This is a genomic window from Pseudonocardia oceani (genome assembly GCF_019263585.2).
GTDB classification, from domain to species: domain Bacteria; phylum Actinomycetota; class Actinomycetes; order Mycobacteriales; family Pseudonocardiaceae; genus Pseudonocardia; species Pseudonocardia oceani.
In genome coordinates, this window is record NZ_JADQDF010000001.1 from 2,341,506 (window position 1) to 2,358,585 (window position 17,080).

At 74.3% G+C, this 17,080-nt stretch carries 20 protein-coding genes and 1 riboswitch; of the genes, 10 read left to right on the forward strand and 10 right to left on the reverse strand.

Features of this window, described 5'->3' with window-relative positions; genetic code table 11:
• Positions 1–126 precede the first annotated feature (126 nt).
• Genes I4I82_RS11640 through I4I82_RS11655 form a run of 4 tightly spaced genes read left to right on the forward strand, consistent with a single transcriptional unit; the run spans position 127 to position 4,050 of the window.
• Positions 127–1,362, forward strand: a complete 1,236-nt coding sequence (locus I4I82_RS11640) for an iron-containing alcohol dehydrogenase (RefSeq protein WP_218595695.1) — start codon at positions 127–129, stop codon at positions 1,360–1,362.
• Positions 1,363–1,365: 3 nt separating this feature from the next.
• A complete protein-coding gene (locus I4I82_RS11645; protein ID WP_226370000.1) occupies positions 1,366–2,724 on the forward strand; it encodes a MadS family sensor histidine kinase in 1,359 nt (452 codons plus the stop codon).
• Positions 2,721–3,401 carry a MadR family response regulator transcription factor gene (locus I4I82_RS11650; RefSeq protein ID WP_372451511.1) on the forward strand — a complete coding sequence of 227 codons (681 nt, stop codon included), beginning with the start codon at positions 2,721–2,723 and terminating at the stop codon, positions 3,399–3,401. The genes I4I82_RS11645 and I4I82_RS11650 overlap by 4 nt, the downstream gene beginning before the upstream one ends.
• A 19-nt stretch (positions 3,402–3,420) precedes the next feature.
• Positions 3,421–4,050: a hypothetical protein gene (locus I4I82_RS11655; RefSeq protein WP_218593740.1), complete on the forward strand. Its 630-nt coding sequence runs from the start codon at positions 3,421–3,423 to the stop codon at positions 4,048–4,050.
• Here the strand turns inward: I4I82_RS11655 and I4I82_RS11660 are convergent.
• Positions 4,043–4,888: a GerMN domain-containing protein gene (locus I4I82_RS11660; protein WP_218593741.1), complete on the reverse strand. Its 846-nt coding sequence runs from the start codon at positions 4,886–4,888 to the stop codon at positions 4,043–4,045. The two genes, I4I82_RS11655 and I4I82_RS11660, sit on opposite strands and share 8 nt — an antisense overlap.
• Before the next feature lie 117 nt (positions 4,889–5,005).
• Here I4I82_RS11660 and I4I82_RS11665 point away from each other — a divergent pair, with 117 nt between their 5' ends.
• Genes I4I82_RS11665 through I4I82_RS11680 form a run of 4 tightly spaced genes read left to right on the forward strand, consistent with a single transcriptional unit; the run spans position 5,006 to position 8,365 of the window.
• A complete protein-coding gene (locus I4I82_RS11665; protein WP_218593742.1) occupies positions 5,006–5,539 on the forward strand; it encodes a gamma carbonic anhydrase family protein in 534 nt (177 codons plus the stop codon).
• Positions 5,539–6,030 carry a MarR family winged helix-turn-helix transcriptional regulator gene (locus I4I82_RS11670; protein ID WP_218593743.1) on the forward strand — a complete coding sequence of 164 codons (492 nt, stop codon included), beginning with the start codon at positions 5,539–5,541 and terminating at the stop codon, positions 6,028–6,030. Before I4I82_RS11665 ends, I4I82_RS11670 begins: the two co-directional genes overlap by 1 nt.
• Positions 6,031–6,066: 36 nt before the next feature.
• Positions 6,067–6,546, forward strand: coding sequence for a MarR family winged helix-turn-helix transcriptional regulator (locus tag I4I82_RS11675; RefSeq protein ID WP_218593744.1), 480 nt, complete (start codon positions 6,067–6,069; stop codon positions 6,544–6,546).
• Positions 6,547–6,568: 22 nt separating this feature from the next.
• Entirely contained in the window at positions 6,569–8,365 is a 1,797-nt protein-coding gene (locus I4I82_RS11680; protein WP_218593745.1) for an MFS transporter, read from the forward strand.
• A 216-nt stretch (positions 8,366–8,581) separates the two neighbouring features.
• Here the strand turns inward: I4I82_RS11680 and I4I82_RS11685 are convergent, their stop codons facing one another.
• The 3 genes from I4I82_RS11685 to thiO all read right to left on the reverse strand — a co-directional run bounded on the left by I4I82_RS11685 (position 8,582) and on the right by thiO (position 10,646).
• Positions 8,582–9,343: a thiazole synthase gene (locus tag I4I82_RS11685; protein ID WP_275948774.1), complete on the reverse strand. Its 762-nt coding sequence runs from the start codon at positions 9,341–9,343 to the stop codon at positions 8,582–8,584.
• Between the two features lie 2 nt (positions 9,344–9,345).
• Complete coding sequence (gene thiS, locus I4I82_RS11690) at positions 9,346–9,546, reverse strand: sulfur carrier protein ThiS (RefSeq protein WP_172157118.1); 201 nt, start codon at positions 9,544–9,546, stop codon at positions 9,346–9,348.
• A complete protein-coding gene (thiO, locus tag I4I82_RS11695; protein ID WP_218594404.1) occupies positions 9,543–10,646 on the reverse strand; it encodes a glycine oxidase ThiO in 1,104 nt (367 codons plus the stop codon). Before thiO ends, thiS begins: the two co-directional genes overlap by 4 nt.
• A riboswitch (TPP riboswitch) is annotated at positions 10,639–10,744 on the reverse strand. Its footprint overlaps the gene before it by 8 nt.
• Positions 10,745–10,766: 22 nt before the next feature.
• On the opposite strand from thiO, the gene thiE reads away from it, so the two are divergent.
• Positions 10,767–11,411: a thiamine phosphate synthase gene (gene thiE / locus I4I82_RS11700; RefSeq protein ID WP_218594403.1), complete on the forward strand. Its 645-nt coding sequence runs from the start codon at positions 10,767–10,769 to the stop codon at positions 11,409–11,411.
• 22 nt (positions 11,412–11,433) lie between these two features.
• Here the strand turns inward: thiE and I4I82_RS11705 are convergent, their stop codons facing one another.
• Together I4I82_RS11705 and I4I82_RS11710 are read right to left on the reverse strand one after the other, a co-directional pair.
• The gene (locus tag I4I82_RS11705) at positions 11,434–12,159 is read right to left on the reverse strand and encodes a hypothetical protein (protein WP_218594402.1); all 726 of its coding nucleotides are present in this window, start codon (positions 12,157–12,159) and stop codon (positions 11,434–11,436) included.
• A 96-nt stretch (positions 12,160–12,255) separates the two neighbouring features.
• Entirely contained in the window at positions 12,256–12,906 is a 651-nt protein-coding gene (locus tag I4I82_RS11710) for a DUF3159 domain-containing protein (protein WP_218595697.1), read from the reverse strand.
• A 126-nt stretch (positions 12,907–13,032) separates the two neighbouring features.
• Here I4I82_RS11710 and I4I82_RS11715 point away from each other — a divergent pair, with 126 nt between their 5' ends.
• A complete protein-coding gene (locus I4I82_RS11715) occupies positions 13,033–13,806 on the forward strand; it encodes an SGNH/GDSL hydrolase family protein (RefSeq protein WP_218595698.1) in 774 nt (257 codons plus the stop codon).
• A gap of 9 nt (positions 13,807–13,815) precedes the next feature.
• Here I4I82_RS11715 and thpD read toward each other — a convergent pair whose 3' ends face one another.
• The 4 genes from thpD to ectA are packed head-to-tail and all read right to left on the reverse strand — an operon-like array spanning position 13,816 to position 16,950.
• On the reverse strand, positions 13,816–14,733 hold the full coding sequence (thpD, locus tag I4I82_RS11720; protein ID WP_218595699.1) for an ectoine hydroxylase: 918 nt from the start codon (positions 14,731–14,733) through the stop codon (positions 13,816–13,818).
• A 2-nt stretch (positions 14,734–14,735) separates the two neighbouring features.
• Positions 14,736–15,143, reverse strand: coding sequence for an ectoine synthase (locus I4I82_RS11725; RefSeq protein WP_172157104.1), 408 nt, complete (start codon positions 15,141–15,143; stop codon positions 14,736–14,738).
• The gene (gene ectB / locus I4I82_RS11730) at positions 15,140–16,405 is read right to left on the reverse strand and encodes a diaminobutyrate--2-oxoglutarate transaminase (RefSeq protein WP_218595700.1); all 1,266 of its coding nucleotides are present in this window, start codon (positions 16,403–16,405) and stop codon (positions 15,140–15,142) included. The genes I4I82_RS11725 and ectB overlap by 4 nt, the downstream gene beginning before the upstream one ends.
• 8 nt (positions 16,406–16,413) lie before the next feature.
• The gene (ectA, locus tag I4I82_RS11735) at positions 16,414–16,950 is read right to left on the reverse strand and encodes a diaminobutyrate acetyltransferase (protein ID WP_218591843.1); all 537 of its coding nucleotides are present in this window, start codon (positions 16,948–16,950) and stop codon (positions 16,414–16,416) included.
• Positions 16,951–17,080: the final 130 nt, after the last annotated feature.

Here is a 17,080-nt window from a genome sequence, read left to right on the forward strand (position 1 = left end):
GTCTCGGCCGCCGCTCGCCGTCACCCACCGTTCGGGCCCGCCCACGGGGGGCGCACCTCTTGTAGCCTCGACGTGCTGCGCCGCCCGTCACCGGTGGCGCGCACCGAGGAACGGCAAGGGGGCAGGGTGGTCCTCGTCGGAGAAGCGCGCCGGGTCGGCGACTCGGTGCTGCTCGCGCGGCGCAGCCCGGAGCGCGGTCCGTCGAACGGACCGCTGCGGCTGTCGAAGTTCCACGCGCCGGAGATCGTGTTCGGCGAGGGGTCGCTGCCCGAGGCCGCGCACGCCGCGGCGCGGCTCGGCGCGCTGCGCCCGTTCGTCGTCACCGACCCGGGGGTGCTCGAGGCCGGCTGGCCCGCCGAGCTGCTCGCACAGCTGCGCGACGCGGGGCTGGCCCCGCTGGTGTGGCACGACCTCACACCCAACCCCAAGGACCACGAGATCGAGGACGGCTACCGCCGCTACGTCGAGGGCGGCTGCGACGTGGTGCTCGGCATCGGCGGCGGCTCGGTCATCGACGCCGCGAAGGGCGTGGCCCTGCTCGCCGCGAACGGCGGCCGGATCCTCGACTACGAGGGCATCGACCGCATCGCCCACCCGATCCCGCCGCTGATCATGATGCCGACGACGTCGGGCACCGGTGCCGACGTCTCGCAGTTCTGCATCGTCACCGACACCGAGCGGCACACCAAGATCACGATCATGGGCCGCGCGCTCGTCCCGGACGTGTCGGTCGTCGACCCGCGGCTGCTGGTCACCATGCCCGAGTGGCTCAACGCCGCCACCGGCCTCGACGCGCTCACCCACGGCATCGAGGCGTTCGTGTCGCTGGCGCACGGCCCGCTCACCGACCACCACGCGCTGCAGGCGATCGCGCTGGTCAACGGCAACCTGCCCGAGACCATGCTGCGCCCCGACGACCCCGAGGCGCGCTCGCTGATGGCACAGGCCGCCCTGGAGGCCGGGCTGGCGTTCACCAACGCGATCCTCGGCGCCACGCACGCGATGAGCCACCAGGTCGGCGGGATGCTCGACCTGCCGCACGGCGTCGTCAACGGGGTGCTGCTGCCGCACGTCATCCGCTTCAACGGCGCCGCCGAGCCCGAGCGCTTCGTGCCGATCGCGCAGGCCATGGGGCTGGAGGTGCGCGGGGCGCCTGCGGCGGAGGCCGTGCACATGGTCGCGGAGGCCGTGCGCGCGCTGGGCGACGAGGTCGGCGTGCCGAAGGGCCTGGCCGCGATCGGCGTGCTCGACACCGACATCCCCCGCCTGGCCCAGCTCACGCTCGGCGACGCCTGCCTCACCACGAACCCGCGCGGGGCGTCGGTCGAGGACATCGAGGCGCTGTTCCGGGCGGCGATGTAGCCCGTGACCAACGCGCAGTGGCCACCCCGGCGGACGACCACCCGGCCCGCCCGCCCGGACCTCGAGGCGCTCACCGGCCTGCGCTCGGGCAAGCCGCACTACTACCCCGAGTACCGGGTGGCCGCCGAGCGCATGCGCCGCGTCATCCACGCGCTGGAGCGGATCTCGGCCGCGCTGGTGCGCACGATGGAGGGCTCCGAGGCGCTCGTGCGGGCCGTCGTCGAGGCGGCGGCCAACCACCTGTCCGCGGAGTGGGTCGCGTTCGCCCTCGTCGACGGCGAGCTGCCCGACGCCCGCCCCCGCCACCTCGTGCGCGGCCCGGACGGCGCCGAGTGGCCCGACCTCGACACCGTGCCCGACCGCGTCCGCGAGCACGTCCACCACGTCCACCGCGCGCAGGCCGACTCCGGCGAGCACTCGCCGGAGGTCACGCGCCGGCACCTGCACGTGCCGGTGCGCCTGGACGGGCGGGTCGTCGGCGGGTTCGTCGCGTGGACGCCGGTGGAGCGCGAGATCGACGGCACCGACCAGTCGGTGCTGCGCATCCTGGCCGGTCAGACGGCCGCGGCACTGCAGAACTGCGCACTGCTCGACCACTCCGCCCGGCTCTACGACCACGCCACCCGCCAGGCCGACGACCTCAAGGTCCGCAACGACCAGCTCGTCGCCACCCAGGCGGAGCTGGGCGCGGCCCGCCAGCGCGAGGTGCTCGACGTCGAACGCCACCGCATCGCCCGCGAGCTGCACGACAGCGTCACGCAGTACGCGCTGTCGGCCGGCATGCACATCGAGCTCGTGCGCTCGGAGATCGAGGACGACCGGCTGCGCGCCCAGCTCGACACGGCGAAGGACCTCACCCGCCGGGCCGTCGAGCAGCTGCGCTCGGCGATCTACGCGCTCAACGAGCGCGACGGCTGCGCCGACGAGGACCTGCCCTCGATGCTGCGGCGGCTGTCCGGGGTGCACATGCCCGACGAGCTGCGCGTCGAGGTGCGGATCGGCGGCAAGCCGGTGGCACTGCCCGCCGACTGCGAGCAGTCGCTGTTCCGGATCGCCGGCGAGGCCCTGTTCAACACCGCCGTGCACGCCGACGCGAGCCGTGCGGTCGTCCGCCTCGCCTACACCTGCTCCCACATCCGCCTCACCGTGTCCGACGACGGCACGGGCAGCCCCGACTGCGTGCGGCGCAGCCTGCGCGCCAGCGTCGCCACGCCGTCCGGGGAGCACCGCGGCCTGGTCAACATGCAGACCCGTGCCAAGGAGCTGGGCGGCTCGCTGACGTTCCGGCGCGCCCGGCTGGGTGGCCTGCAGGTCCAGGTCGACGTCCCGGTGCCCTGCGCACCCGAGAGGAACGACCCGTGAACGCCGCCACCCGCACCCAGCACCCCACGCAGGCGCGCCCGATGCCGACGCGGATCGTGCTCGTCGACGACCACTCGATCATGCGCCAGGGCCTGCGGGCCGTGCTGGAGCGCGAGGACGACCTGCGCGTCGTCGGCGAGGCGGGCACCCCGAACGACGCCATCGCCGCCGTCGCCGCCTCGCGCCCGCACGTCGTGCTGCTCGACCTCAAGCTCACCGCGGGCCCGCAGACCGACGGCCTCGACGTCTGCCGCCGGCTCTGCGCCGCGCACCCCGGCCTCGGCGTCCTGGTGCTCACGACGTTCTCCGAGGACCGGCTCGTCGTGGAGTCGGTGCAGGCGGGGGCGCGCGGCTACGTCGTCAAGGACGTCGACACCACCGAGCTCGTGCGCGCGATCCGCGCCGTCTCGCGCGGGGAGAGCGCCTTCGACGCCCGCAGCGCGTCGGCGATGGTCCGGTCGCTGTCGGGCGGGGTGCCCGACCGGGAGCGGCTCACCGAGCGCGAGCTCGACGTCCTGCGCCTGCTCGCCCGGGGCCTGTCCAACCGCGCGATCGGCGCACAGCTGTTCATCTCCGAGACCACGGTGAAGTTCCACGTCGGCAACCTCATGCGCAAGCTGATGGTGTCGCGGCGCGCCGAGGCGGTCTACGCGGCCACCAAGCTCGGACTCCTCTAGCTCGATACCCTGCGCCGTCATGCGCCCCTACGCCGAACGACCCGCCCGCGCGCTGGGGCAGGTCCTCGCCGACCTGCTGGTGATCGGCTGGGTGGTGCTGGTGGTGGTCGTGGCCCGCACGGCGAAGGCGCTGGTCGACGGCCTGCAGGGCCCCGCACAGACCCTCGCCGAGGCCGGCGACTCGATCCGCGGCGCGTTCGCGGCGGCCGCCGACACCGCGGGCCGCGTGCCCTTCGTCGGCGAGGACCTGGCCCGCGCGCTGGGCACGGGCACCGGCGCCGGGCAGACGCTGGGCGACGCCGGCCGCGAGCAGGTGCAGGCGGTGGCCACCGCGTCCACCGGCATCGCCGTGGGGATCGTCGTCCTCGCGGCCGTGCCGGTCGTGCTGCTCTGGCTGGTGCTCCGGGTGCGCTGGATGCTCGCCGCGCGCTCGGCGCTGGCGGTGCGCGACGTCGACGTCGACCTGCTCGCCCTGCGGGCGCTCACCCGGCTGCCGGTGCGGCGGCTGCTGGCCGTGTCGCCGGACCCGGCCGCGGCGTGGCGGCGCGAGGACCCGGCGGTCGTGCGCGACCTCGCCGCGCTGGAGCTCGCCGCGCTCGGCCTGCATCCGGCGGAGCGGGCGCCGGCCGGGAGATCGTCGTTCAGGTGACCGTGACGGCCTTGTCGTCGCGGAGCGGCGGGCGGCCCTCGCCGCCGGACGGGTCGTCCTCGGTGATCCGCACGACGTAGTCCCCGGGCGGCAGGTCGACGGAGAACGAGAACGCGGCGAACACCTGGCCCTCCGCGGTGCCGGTGACCCCCGACGCGACCACGGCGCCGTCGCGCAGCACCTCCCACGGCAGCGTCGCCTCGAACACCGCGGCCTCGCCGGTGACCACCAGCGGGCCCGCGACCGTCGCACCGTGGCCGGGGGCGTCGATCTGCACCAGCGAGCGGGTGGCGTAGAGGTCGGCGCGGGGCACCGGACCGGCCGTGTCCACGGCACCGAACAGCTCCTCGACGGGCTCGCCGTCGAGGAGGATCCGCACCGGGTCGGTCGTCTGCAGCGCCGCCTGCACGGTGTAGACGAGCTGCTGCACGGTCAGCTCCGCACCCGCGGTGCCCACCTGGGCGCCGGGCGTCACGCCGGTGAGGTCGACGGTGATCACGCCGCCCGCGACGTCCACGGGCGAGCGCAATCCGGTACCGGCGGGCCAGAACGTGCGGTAGTCGGGATCGTCCGCCCCGGCGAACATCTCGCGGACCGCGTCGCTCGCCGGGTCGTCGGTGGCGACGCGGTGGAACTCGCGGTGCAGGCGCGGGCCGGAGTCGGTCTCGGCCACGAAGTAGACGGGCAGGGCCCGCTCGGCCGGCGCCGCCGTCGACGTCGGAGCTGTCGTCGTCGGAGCCGTCGTCGCCGGAACCGGCGCGTCGGACGGCGCCACCACCGCCGGACCGGCGCACCCGGCGACCAGCAAGACTCCCAGCACCACTGCGATCCGGCGCACGCGCCACCTCCCCGTCGAGGTCCGATGGAGGAAGACGCACCGGACGCACCCCAGGTTGCCCGCTGCGGCCGGGATCCCCCATCCGGACCACCCGACCGGGTACGGCACGCTGCGGCCATGCCGCTGTTCTCGTTCGAGGGCCTCGCCCCCACCGTGCACCCCGAGGCGTTCGTCGCGCCGACCGCCACGCTCGTCGGAGACGTGCGCGTCGAGGCCGGGGCCTCGATCTGGTACGGCGCGGTGCTGCGCGCCGACTTCGGGCCGATCATCATCCGGGCGGGCGCGAACGTGCAGGACGGCAGCGTGCTGCACGGCGGCGACGACCCGATCACCGAGGTCGGCGCGGGCGCGACGATCGGGCACCTGTGCGTCGTCCACGGCTGCGTGATCGGCGAGGAGGCCCTGATCGGCAACGGCGCCACCATCCAGGACGGCGCCCATATCGGGGCGCGCTGCCTGGTCGGCGCGGGCGCGACCGTGCCGCCCAACACCGTCGTGCCGGACGGGCGGCTCGTGCTCGGCCAGGTCGCGCGGGAGAAGGGCGAGCTCACGGAGTCGGCCCGCTGGTGGGTCGAGGGCAACCCGCAGATCTACCGGGACCTGGCGCAGCGCCACCGCGCCGGGGTCCGGCCGGTGGACGAGGGGGCGTAGTGGCCGGGGCCGGGACCGGCGGCGCCTCTCCCGATGACGCCGCGCACGACGAGGCCGTCCAGCGGCTCGAGCGGGAGATCAGCCTGCTGCTGCGCCGCTCCCGCAGCGTCCTGCGCACGCTGGCGACGCGGCTGCACCCCGACGTCGACGCCGCGAGCTACGCGGTGCTGCTGGCGATCGCGCGGTCGTCGCCGCTGCGGCTCGTCGACCTCGCCGAGGAGTTCGGCCTCGACAAGTCGACGATGAGCCGCCAGATCTCCTCGCTCCTCGCGCTCGGCCTCCTGCGGCGCCGGCCCGATCCCGAGGACGGGCGCGCGTTCCTGCTGGAGCTGAGCGACGGGGGGCGGGAGCGTCTGGAGGAGGTCTCGCGGGCGCGGCACGAGGAGTTCCGCTCGCGGCTGGCCTCCTGGTCGGCGGACGACGTCGGCACGCTCGCCGACGGGCTCACGCGCCTGGCGACGAGCCTCGCTCCCCCGGAGGCCCGGCTTTAGGTTGCATGCCGCAACCATCTTCCCTATAGTTGTCGTATGCACACGATCTCGTCCGCACCCGTCACCGGCGACGACGCCGTGGACGAGCTGGCCGACGCCGTCACGCACCTCGTGCGCAAGTGGCGCACGGCGGGCCGCCGCGTCCCGAACGCGGCGCACTCCACGCTGGCCCTGCTCCAGCTCGCCGGGCTCCTCGACGAGGGCGAGCACCGCATCGGCGAGATCGCCGAGCTCCGCGGCGTCGACCAGTCGGTGGTGAGCCGCCAGGTCGGCGAGCTCCAGGCGCGCGGGCTGGCCTGCCGCCGCCCCGACCCGTCCGACCGCCGCGCCGGGCTCGTCTCGCTCACCCCCGACGGGCACGCGCTCGTCGGGCGCACGCGCACGCTCAGGCGCGACCTGGTCCGCAGCGCGCTGGAGCGCAGCGACGCAGGCGACGTGCACACCGTGGCCCGGCTCGTCGCCGCGCTCGCCGAGGAGATCGAGGCGCGCGCGGACCAGCTCACCGGCCTCAGCTGACCCGAACGAAGAAGGAACCGTCATGACCACGACCGCCCCCGCCCGGGCTGTCCCGGCAGCGCCGCCCGAACCCGTGCGCAGCCGGCGCGAGGTGCTCACCGCACTGAGCGGACTGCTGCTCGCGATGTTCGTCGCGATCCTGTCCAGCACGATCGTGTCCAACGCGCTGCCGACGATCGTCGCCGACCTGCACGGCGACCAGACCGGCTACACGTGGATCGTCACCGCCACCCTGCTGACGACCACCGCGTCCACCCCGATCTGGGGCAAGCTCGCCGACCTGTTCAGCAAGAAGCTGCTGGTCCAGGTCGCGATCGTGGTGTTCGTCCTCGCCTCGATCGGCGCCGGGTTCGCCGGCTCGATGGGCGAGCTGATCGCCTGGCGCGCCGCGCAGGGCATCGGTGCGGGCGGGCTGCAGGCGCTGGCGCAGGTCGTCATCGCCGCGCTGATCCCGCCGCGCGAGCGCGGCCGCTACTCCGGCTACCTCGGCGCCGTGCTGGCCGCCGCGACCGTCTCCGGCCCGCTGGTCGGCGGCCTGCTCGTGAGCACCCCGGCCCTGGGCTGGCGCTGGACCTTCTTCATCGGCGTCCCGATCGGCCTCGCCGCGCTCGTCGTGCTGCAGCGCACGCTGCACGTGCCGACGATCAAGCGCGAGGTGCGCCTGGACTACCTCGGTGCCGCGCTCATCTCCGGTGGCGTCTCGGTGCTGCTGATCTGGATGTCGCTGGCCGGCTCGCAGTTCGCGTGGAGCTCGCCGACGTCCCTGGGGCTCGCCGCGCTGGGCGCGGGCGCCCTCGTCGCCGCCGTGTTCGTGGAGTTCCGGGCGCCGGAGCCGGTCGTGCCGATGTCGCTGTTCCGCGAGCGGACCGTCGTGCTGTCGGTGGTCGCGAGCCTCGTCGTCGGCGTGGTGATGTTCGGCAGCACGGTCTACCTCGGCCAGTACTTCCAGATCGCCCGCTCCTACGATCCGACCACCGCGGGCCTGCTGACGCTGCCGCTGGTCGGCGGGCTGCTCGTGGCCTCCACCGGCTCGGGCCAGCTGATCAGCCGCTTCGGCCGCTGGAAGCGCTACCTGGTGCTCGGCGCCGTGCTGATGACCACCGGCCTGGGCCTGCTCTCCACGATCGACCACACCACCCCCGTCGTCCGGATCGGCGTGTTCCTCGCCGTCCTGGGCCTGGGGATCGGCATGAGCATGCAGAACCTGGTGCTGGCCGTGCAGAACACCGTCGACGTCCACGACGTCGGCGCGGCGAGCTCGCTCGTCGCGTTCCTACGGTCGCTGGGCGGTACGGTCGGCGTCACGGTCCTCGGGGTCGTCCTCGACGCCCGGGTCACCGCGCTCAGCGGCTCGTCGTCGGGGCTCGGGGGGCTGGGCACCGACAGCGCGGCCGAGGCCGAGGCGGTGCGCGCCGCCTACGGCGACGGGCTGGCGCTGGTGTTCGGGATCGCCGCGGTCGCCTCGCTGGTGACGCTGGTGGCCGTCCTGCTGATCCGGGAGGTGCCGCTGCGGACGACCGTCGCGAAGGCGCCGGCGGCCGAGCCCGCGCCCGCTGCCGCGCCCACTGCCGCGCCCGCCGTCGAGACCGCTGGGGCGCCCGCCCCGGCCGGCCGGCACGCCGCCGACCCGGCCGACGCGGCCCGCGACCGCCTCCTCGCGGTGCTGGTGCCCGAGCCGCAGGAGGCGCTGCGGGCGCTGCACGACGTGGAGCGGGCGAGCCGCGACCTGGCGGTCACCCGGGAGCGCCTGGACGCCTCCCTGGCGAAGCTGCGGGAGATCGGGCTGGACGAGCGCCAGCTGGCGAGGGTGCGGCGGTAGGGCCCGCGCCTGCCGACCCGCTCCGGAGTTGCAGGAAAGCCACTTTCCCGCCATCAGATTGCAGGAAAGTGGCTTTCCTGCAAGCCGCCCCCGCCCCCGCGCCCCGCGCCCCGTGACAGTGGAGTGGCTTTACTGGCGCCCAGTGGCAGTGAAGTGGCTTTACTGGCACTGGCACTGGCGGGACGGGGCGGGGGCGGGCGCGCGGGGGCGGGGGGGTCAGGCGTCGGGGTCGGGGCTGGAGGCCTGCGCCCAGTACCGCCGCGGGATCCGGCCCGCACCGTGCGCGGCCCGGCCCGCCTCCACCCCGAGCCGCATGGCCAGGGCCATGCGCTCCGGGTCGGCGGCCCGGGTGACGGCGGTGGCCAGCAGGACGGCGTCGCAGCCCAGCTCCATCGCCTGCGCCGCCTCCGACGCCGTGCCGATCCCGGCGTCGAGGACGACCGGCACCCCCGCGGCCTCGACGATCATCGCGATGTTGTGCGGGTTGCGGATGCCCAGGCCGGTGCCGATCGGCGAGCCCAGCGGCATCACCGCGGCGCACCCGGCCTGCTCGAGCTTGCGGGCGAGCACCGGGTCGTCGTTGGTGTAGGGCAGCACGGTGAACCCGTCGTCGACGAGCTGCTCGGCGGCGTCGAGCAGCTCGATCGGGTCGGGCAGCAGGGTCCGGTCGTCGGCCACGACCTCGAGCTTCACCAGGTCGGTCTCCATCGCCTCCCGCGCGAGCTGCGCGGTGAGCACGGCCTCGGCGGCGGTGCGGCAGCCCGCGGTGTTGGGCAGGACCTCGATGCCCAGGCGGCGCAGGAGGTCGAGCACCCCGGTGCCGGTGGCGGCGTCGACGCGGCGCATCGCCACGGTCGTCAGCGCGGTGCCGGACGCGACGAGCGCCCGCTCCAGCACCTCGAGGTTGGCCGCGCCCCCGGTGCCCATGATGAGGCGCGAGGAGATCTTGCGACCCCCGATGACCAGCGTGTCGTCCATCGTCATCCTCCTTGCACGGCGGTGAGCACCTCGACGCGGGCGCCGTCGGTGAGCGGGGTCGCGGCCCAGTCTGCGCGGCGCACGACGGACCCGTCGACGGCCACGGCCACGCCGGTGCGCGGCAGCCCGAGGGCCTCCAGTGCGTCGAGCACCGTCGCACCGGACGCCAGCTCCGCGTCCTCCCCGTTGAGCACGACCGTCATCGGGACACCTCCTGGAAGCGTCGGGGGTCGGCGTCGGCCGGGCCCGGCTCCCCGCGGAGCAGGCCGAGCACGGCGTCGGCGGTGAGCGGGGCGAGCAGCATGCCGTTGCGGCCGTGGCCGGTGGCGGCGAGCAGCCCCTCGGGCCCGAGCGCGCCGATCAGCGGGCGGTTGTCGGGGGTGCCGGGGCGCAGCCCGGCCGCGGTCTCCACCAGCGCGTACTCGGCGACGCCGGGCAGCACGCGCTCGGCGTCGCGCAGCAGGTCGCGGACGCCGCCCGCGGTGACGGCGGTGTCGAAGCCGGTCTCGGTCTGGGTCGCACCGATGACGAGGCCGCCGCCGTCGCGCGGCACGGCGTAGACCGGACGCCCGTCGACCAGCGCGCGGACGGTGCGCCGCGGCGGCGGGAACGCGCCCGGGCGGTGCGCGAGCCGCAGGATCTCGCCCTTCACCGGGCGCACGAGGCCCTCCAGCGCCGGGTGCAGGGTGCCGGAGTGCGCACCCGCCGCCACGACGACGACGGGCGCGGCGAGCACCGTGCCGTCGGCCAGGCGCACCCCGGTGACGCGCTCCCCGTCGTCGGCCACAGCCGCGGCGGCCGCCTCCACCGTCCGCACCCCGGCCCACGCGGCCGCCGAGCGCAACGCGGCGAGCAGCGCGCGGTTGTCGACGGCGAGGTCCTCCGGCACGGACAGCCCGCCCCGCACGTCGGGCCCGATCGCGGGCTCGAGCCGACGCAGCTCGCGCCCGGAGAGGCGCTCGACGTCGCGGCCCAGACCGCCCAGGTGCGCGGCGAGGGCGTCGAGCTCGGCGCGGTCGCCCGCGCCCGTGGCGGCCACGACGGTGCCCTCCGTGCGCAGCCCGCACGGCCCCAGGTCGGCGGCGAAGGCCGGCCAGCGCGCCAGCGACGCGACGCCGAGGTCGAGCAGCCGCTCCTCGCCGGGCCACGCCTCGGTGACGGGGGCGAGCATCCCGCCCGCCACCCACGACGCCCCGGACCCGGGCGCCGGGTCCACGAGGGTCACCGGCCACCCCGCGGCCGCCGCCCGCCAGGCGCAGGACAGGCCGATCACGCCCGCGCCGATCACGATCACTTCCTGCATGCTCCCCGCTCCCTGCGCCGGCATGACCCGGATCAGGTTCGACGGTCGGGACTCCGTGGTCCCCTCTCAGCCCCACCGGGGCTCCCGTGCGTCACCTGCCCCCAGCCTACGCTCACGTCCGTGCCCGGACTCGATGGTGACGCCCTGCGCGCGCGGCTCGACGACGCCCGCCTCTACCTCTGCACGCCCGTCCGCCCCGACCTCGCGGAGTTCGCCGACGAGGCGCTGGCCGGCGGCGTCGACGTCGTGCAGCTGCGCGACAAGGGGATGGAGGCGCGCGACGAGCTGGCCGCGCTGGAGGTGCTCGCGGAGGTCTGCGCGCGGCACGGCGCGCTGCTCGCGGTGAACGACCGCGCCGACGTCGCCCTGGCCGCGGGCGCCGACGTCCTGCACCTCGGCCAGGACGACCTGCCGGTGGCCTGGGCGCGGCGGATCGTCGGCGACGACGTCGTGGTCGGGCGCTCCTCGCACAGCGCCGACGAGACGCTGGCGGCCGCCGACGAGCCCGGCGTCGACTACTTCTGCGTCGGCCCCTGCTGGCCGACGCCGACCAAGCCCGGCCGTCCGGCGCCGGGCCTGGGCCTGGTGCGCACCGTGGCCGACCGGGCGCCGGCCCGCCCGTGGTTCGCCATCGGCGGCATCGACCAGGAGCGCCTCACCGAGGTGCTCGACACGGGTGCGCGGCGCATCGTGGTGGTGCGCGCGATCACCGAGGCCGAGGACCCGCGGGCCGCGGCGGCGGCGCTGGCCGCCCGGCTGCGCTAGCCGACGGCCGACGGCCCGACACCTAGCGGCCCGACGGCCGCGCCGATCCCGTGGGCGCCGGCGTGGTCGTGGGGGCGGCCGTCGTGGGCTCGGAGTCGCCGCCGTCGCCCGAGTCGTCGACGACCGGCGGGGCGCCGTCGGAACGGTCCTCGTCGCCCTGCTCGTCGGTCGCGTCCGGGGTCGGGGCGGGCTCGTCGGTGCTGTCCTCGGCCGGCTCCTCGGTCGTCGTCGCGTCGCCGGTGGTGTCCGTCGCGTCCTGCGCCGGCTGCGGCGCGATCACGCGACCGACCGAGGTGCCCGACTCGTTCGACGTCAGCGAGGAGCCGTTGACCCACTCCAGGCCCGTGACCGCGGCCAGGCCCAGGACGAACACCACGATCGCGGCGACGACGGCCCGGCGCCACGGGGGGCGCCGCGCGGGCGTCGGCGACACCGGGGCGATGATCACCGTCTCGGCGTCGGGCGCGCCGCGCTGCGCGGGGATGCGCCCGGGCTTGATCCGGGCCACGACCGTGTCGCGGGTGCGGTCGAGCGAGCGCTGGTAGAGCACCGACGCGATCGTGCTCGCGACCGATCCGAGCGCCGCGCCCAGCACGGTGCCCGCCGCCCCGAGGTAGGAGCCGAGCACCGCGGCGGTGGCCGCGGCCCCCGCTCCGGCGAGGACCTTGTTGACCGTCAGGTCGGGCGCCTTCTTCTCGGCCGTGATCTCGACGGTGGACGTGTCGGGCGGGCTGGCGGGACGGGACATGGCTCGGCGGGCGCTCCTGGTCTGCGTGGGGTGTCACCCGTTCCAGCGAACGGCGGCGCTGGATCGTTTCCGACGATCACGGTCGAGTGGTGACGCTCACGCGGACCCGGCGGGGTGCCGGATCCCGCCGTGCCCCTCGGGCAGCGCCGAGCGCACCAGGGGCCACGACAGCGCGATGCAGACGGCCACGAGCGGCCAGGTCAGCACGGTCTGCGCGATGCCCAGCGCCACGACGGCGTCGGCGTGGTAGAGCGGCAGGAACACCGCCAGCCGCACGACGTACTGGGCCACCCACACCCAGCTCGCGCGCTGGTAGCCGCGCAGCAGGTCGGGGTCGCGGCGCCAGCGGGTGCGCTGCCCCAGCGCCGTGCCGACGACGAGCCCGAGCAGCGGCCATCGCACGACGATCGACACCGCCCACGCCAGTGCGCTCACCGCGTTGCTGAGGATCCGGACCAGGAAGAAGTCGGCAGCGCGGCCCGTGGACAGCGCCACCACCGCCGCCAGCGCGACGCCGAGCAGCCCGAACAGCACCGCCCGCGGCGGGGTCCCCGCGCGCAGCCGCCCCGCCGCGAGCACCGCGGCCGCGAGCACCGCGGTGCCCCCGCCCCACGCCACCGGCCCGGCCCAGCCGAGCGCACCGGCGAGCCCCCAGCCGGCCACGAACGCGGCGACGGGCACGGTCGCGTCGACGGCGCCGCCGCGACCGCCGAGGACGTCGGTGAGCGACGGTTCGGGAGGGGTCACGTACTAAGGGTGCCCTATCGACACGAAGTGATCACCGGTACTGGCGCGACGGCGCGCCGATGGGTGATCCTGGGATGACCTCCACCCGTCGGCGGGGTGGAGCGGACGTGAACGGAGGCGGTCGTCGTGCAGCACACCTGGAACAGCTTCGTGGCGATCGGCGACAGCTTCACCGAGGGCCTCGACGACTGGCGCCCCGACGGCTCCCCGCGGGGCTGGGCCGACCGCGTCGCCGAGCAGATCGCCGCCGGGCGCCCCGGCTTCCGCTACGCCAACCTCGCGGTGCGCGGCAAGCTCCTCGACCAGATCGTCGAGGACCAGATCCCGGTGGCCGAGCGGCTGCGCCCGGAGCTCGTGTCGTTCTGCGCCGGTGGCAACGACCTCATCCGCTTCGGCTGCGACGTCGACGACCTCGCCCGCCGCTTCGACGAGGCGCTCGGCCGCATCGCCGCCACGGGGGCCGAGGTCTTCATCTTCACCGGCTTCGACCTGGGCCGGATGCACCCGCTCATCCGCCGGCTGCGCGGCCGCGTGGCCACGTTCAACGAGTCGATGCGCGCCGCGGCGGAGCGCCACGGCAGTCACGTCGTCGACCTCTGGGGCATGGCCCCGCTCGCCGACCCCCGCGCCTGGGGCCCCGACCGGCTGCACCTGCGCCCCGACGCCCACCGCCGTGTGGCGCTGCGGGTGCTGGAGACGCTCGGCGAGCCGGTCAGCGAGGACTGGCGCGCCCCGGTGCCCGACGGCGACCCGATGCCGTGGCGCGCCCGGCAGGCCGACGACCTGCGCTGGATGCGCGAGTTCGTCATGCCGTTCGTGCGCAAGCGGGTGCAGGGCCGGCGCACCGGCGACGGATTCCTGCCGAAGCGGCCGGACCTGCTCCCGTTCGACCGGGTCTAGCCGACCCGGTCACGCGTCTCGGCGCACCGGCACGATCTGCCGCGCGGCGACGTGCGCCGGCCGCGGGCCCGGCGCGGAGAAGGGCTCCTCGAGCCCGTTGTCCACGCTGTTGAACACCACGAAGATGTTCGAGCGCGGGTAGGGCGTGATGTTGCTGCCCGAGCCGTGCATGCAGTTGGAGTCGAACAGCGTGGCCGAGCCCGCGGCGCCGGTGAGCATCGCGATGCCGTGACGGTCGGCGAGCGCGGTGAGGCTCTCCGGGTCGGGGGTGCCGATCTCCTGCTCGCGCAGCGACTCCTTGTAGTGGTCGGCCGGGGTCTCCCCCACGCACGCCACGAACTCCTTGTGCGAGCCCGGCATGATCATCAGGCAGCCGTTGTGCGCGTAGTTCTCGGTGAGCGCGATCGAGATGCTCACCGCGCGCGGCGAGGGCATCCCGTCCTCGGCGTGCCAGGTCTCGAAGTCGGAGTGCCAGTAGAAGCCGGCACCGCCGAACCCGGGCTTGTAGTTGATCCGGCTCTGGTGCACGTAGACCTCGGAGCCGAGGATCTGGCGGGCCCGCCCGGCCACGCGCTCGTCGGCGATCAGCGCCGCGACCGGTTCGCTCAGCGCGTGCACCTCGAACACCGACCGCACCTGCTGCGAGGTCTTCTCGACGATCGTGCGCTCGTCGGCCCGCACCGCCGGGTCGGTGGCGAGCCGGTCCAGCTCGGCCGCGTACTCCCCCACCTCGTCGGGGGTCAGGAGCTGCGGCACCGTGACGAAGCCGTCGCGCTCGTGCGCCGCGAGCTCGTCCGCGGTGAGCATCCCCGGGTCCGTGCTCCACACCGCGGGCTCCGCCCGGTCGATGATGACCGGGCGGTCCGCCACCCGGGTGGGGTAGCGGTCGCCGATGCGCGCCGTCCGTCGTCGGGTCGTCACTGCCATGCCTACGAAGCCTCCTTCTCCTCCTCCGCCGTGATCAGCGGGTACACGCCGTTCTCGTCGTGGACCTCACGGCCCGTGACCGGCGGGTTGAACACGCACACCGTGCGCATCTGCGTGCGGGGACGCAGCTGGTGGCGCTCGTTGCCGTTCAGGACGTAGATCGACCCGGGCGCGAGCGCGTAGGTGGTGTCGTTGTCCTTGTCGTACAGCTCGCCCTCACCCTCGGTGATGAAGACGGCCTCGATGTGGTTCGCGTACCAGAAGTCGTTGACGGTGCCGGCCTGCAGCACCGTCTCGTGCACCGAGAACCCGACACCGTCGCCACCCAGGACGATGCGCTTGCTGCGCCAGTTCTCGGTCTTGACGTCGCGCTCGGTGTCGGTGATCTCGTCGAGCGTGCGGACGATCATCGTGCGGACACTCCTTCGGTGACGGCGGCGACGGACTCCCCGACGATCGCCAGGCCCTCCTCGAGCTCGTCATCGGTGATCGTCAGGGCCGGCAGGATCTTCATCACCTCGTCCGACGGACCCGAGGTCTCCATCAGCAGACCCCGCTCGAACGCCGCAGCACACGCCTTCGCCGCCAGCTCGGGCTGGGAGAACTGCAGACCCCGCGCCAGACCGCGCCCCTTGGGCGTGAGCTCCACGGCCTGCGACCGCGACGCGATCTCGGTGAACACCTCCTCCACCCGCTCCCCCTTGGCCAGCGTCGAACGCTCCAGAGCGTCATCGCTCCAGAACTCGTGGATCGCCGCCGTCGCCGTCACGAACGCAGGGTTGTTGCCGCGGAACGTCCCGTTGTGCTCACCCGGACCCCACACATCGTGCTCGGGCTTGATCAGCGTCAGCGCCATGGGCAACCCGTACCCGCTGATCGACTTGGAGATGCACACGATGTCGGGCTCGATCCCCGCGATCTCGAAGGAGAAGAACGGCCCCGTACGCCCCACCCCCATCTGCACGTCGTCCACGATCAGCAGGATCCCGTTGCGCTTGCACAACGCAGCCAACCCCTGCAACCACTCGACCCGCGCCGGGTTGATCCCACCCTCACCCTGCACCGTCTCCACGATCACCGCAGCCGGCTCGTTGAGCCCCGACCCGGAATCCTGCAGCAGCTTCTCCATCCACAGGAAATCAGGCTGCGTGCCGTCGAAGTAGTTGTCATAGGGCATCGGGGTCGCGTGCACCAGCGGGATCCCCGCACCGCCGCGCTTCATCGAGTTACCGGTGACCGACAACGCACCCAACGTCATCCCGTGGAACGCGTTCGTGAAATTGATCATCGCCTCGCGGCCGCTGATCTTGCGAGCCAGCTTGAGCGCCGACTCCACCGTGTTCGCACCCGTCGGCCCGGGGAACTGCACCTTGTAGTCCAACCCCCGCGGACGCAGGATCTTGTCCTCGAACGTCCGCAGGAACTCACCCTTGGCCGTGGTGTACATGTCCAGGCCGTGCGTGATGCCGTCACGGGAGAGGTACTCCAACAGCGGCCCCTTCAACGCCGGCGGGTTGTGCCCGTAGTTCAACGCACCCGCGCCGGCGAAGAAGTCGAGGTAGGCCCGGCCGTCCACATCGGTCAGCCGCGACCCGCGGGCGGTGTCGAACACCACCGGCCAACTGCGGCAGTAGCTCCGGACCTCGGACTCCAGATCCTCGAACACGGTCATCGTCGTCATCATCCTCGCGTGGGTGTCGGCGTCAGCTGCATCGGCCCGATCCGGTACAGGAACTCGGGGTCGTGCTCCGCACCGAGTTCGGCCTCGCCGAACAGCTCGGTGCGTTCCATGTCTGCGCCCGTGCGCTCGGCGAGCCCGGAGAACATGGCCAGCGAGGCGGCGTTGTCGTCGGTCACCGTCGTCTCCAGGAAGGGCGCGCCGACGCGCGCGACGAGGTCGTCGAGCATCGTCGCCGCGACCCGCCTGCCCCGGGCGACCTCGTGCACCGCGACCTGCCAGACGAAGAGCGTGTCGGGGCGCTCGGGCCGGACGTAGCCGGTGACGAACCCGACGACGCGCTCCCCGATGCGCGCGACGATCGAGGTGGCGGCGAAGTCGCGGCACCACAGGACATAGGCGTAGCGGGAGTTCACGTCGAGCACCCGCGACGCCGCCGCGATCTCCCACAGGACCACGCCGTCGGCGGTGGTGGGCGGCGAGGTCGTCGTCGGTGCGTCGCTCCCGGTCTCCGGTGCGGTCGTGCCGAGTGCGGACATGGCCGTCGAAGTTACAGGCGGAGAGACCGTGATGCACTGTTCCCGAATCGATCAGGGGCGCATTTCGCGCGTCTCCTGTGAGCGTGGTCACCATCGCGTTTGGAGTTCACCGGGAACGGTCACCCGGGCG